Origin of the sequence: Rathayibacter sp. AY2B7 (assembly GCF_002931635.1) — a bacterium.
GTDB lineage: Bacteria > Actinomycetota > Actinomycetes > Actinomycetales > Microbacteriaceae > Rathayibacter.
The window spans coordinates 1-1475 of sequence record NZ_PSUC01000213.1 but is presented as its reverse complement, the minus strand read 5'-3'; the positions used below and the strand labels follow the sequence as shown (position 1 = coordinate 1475).

The window sequence follows — 1475 nt, the reverse complement described above, 5'->3', positions numbered from 1 at the left end:
TCGCCGACGGAGGCGTCCTGCTCGGCGGCGTCCCCGTCGACGGGGTGCTCGTCGGCCTGGTCGTCCTCTGGCAGACGACCCGCCGGGTGGGCCCCTGGACCCGTGCCCTGGCGCTCGCGGGCGGCCTGATCCTCGCCGGGATCGGCGGCGTCACCGTCGCGCTCGGCCTCTCCGGCCCGCTCGATCCGTCCGGGCTCCCGGCGCGCGTGGAGTTCGTGGTCCTCGCCCTGGTCGCCCTCGCGGTCGCCTCCGTGCTCGGTGCGGCGAAGGTCCTCGTGTACCTCAACGCGCTGCGGGCGCCGGTCCTCGCGGGCGATCGGATCGACGCGCTGCTGACCCGGGTCGCCGGGCCGCAGGACCCCTTCGCGGTGGGGGTCGCCGGTGGTCAGGCGCTGGTGCTCCTCCTCGTCGCCGGCCTCCCGTTCGCCGGGGTGGACGGCGCGATGCAGCTGCTGGTCGCGGGCGTGCTCGCGGTCGCGCTGGTGCTGCACCGGCGGTCCCCGGTCCTCGCCCTCTCGATCGCCTGGGCCGGCGCCGCCCTGCAGATGAGCGCGAGCCTGGCTCCCGGACCCGCGGATCTGGCCATCCTGGCCGTCCTCTTCGGCGCCGGCGCGTCGGAGACGCGGCGGGTGCGGATCGCGGGCGCGGTGTCGGCCGTCCTCGGCGCCGTGATCGCCGTCGTCTACCTCGTCCTCGTCTTCGACCTCGTCGCGAGCGCCTACGACGGCCTCCTGTCGGCCGGAGCCACCTTCGGCGGGATCCTCGCGACGCTCGGCCTCTCCTGGACCATCGGACTGCTCTCCCGCTCGGTCCGCCGGGCGCGTGAGGGCCAGACCCTGCGCGCGCAGGCCGAGCAGGAGCGCGCCCGGGCGCAGCGCGAGCTCGACACCGTGGAGGAGCGCAACCGGATCGCCCGCGACATGCACGACGTCGTCGCCCACTCACTCGCCGTCGTGATCGCGCAGGCGGACGGCGCGCGCTACCTCGGCGCCACCAGCCCCGAGCAGACCGACGCCGCGCTGCTGACCATCTCCTCCGTCGCCCGGGACGCCCTCGGCGACGTGCGCGTGCTCCTCGCCCAGCTGCGGCACTCGCAGAGCGACGGCCCGCAGCCCGGCGCCCGCGACCTGCCGGCCCTCCTCGACAGCGTGGGCGGAGCCGGAGCCCCCGTCCGCGCCGCGCTCGCCGTCGACCTGGAGGCGGTGCCGCGCGCCGTCGGTCTGGCCCTGTACCGGATCGCCCAGGAGGCGACCACGAACGCTCTCCGCCACGGCCGCCCGGGCTCGCCGCTCGACATCGCCCTGCGCCAGGACGGCGGCGAGCTCGCCCTGACCGTGCGCAACGCCCGGTGCGCCGACGTCGAGCGCGACTCCCTGCCGGGCGAGGGCCACGGACTGGTCGGCATGCGCGAGCGCGCCGCGCTCGTCGGGGGAGTGCTCGCCGCCGGCCCGGTCGGGGACGACTTCGTCGTCGAC

At 76.9% G+C, this 1475-nt stretch carries 1 protein-coding gene; it reads left to right on the top strand.

Annotated features, from left to right (window positions below; all coding sequences use genetic code 11):
* A partial coding sequence (locus tag C5C27_RS17460; protein WP_104315034.1) for a sensor histidine kinase occupies positions 1-1475 on the top strand: 1475 nt, incomplete at both ends.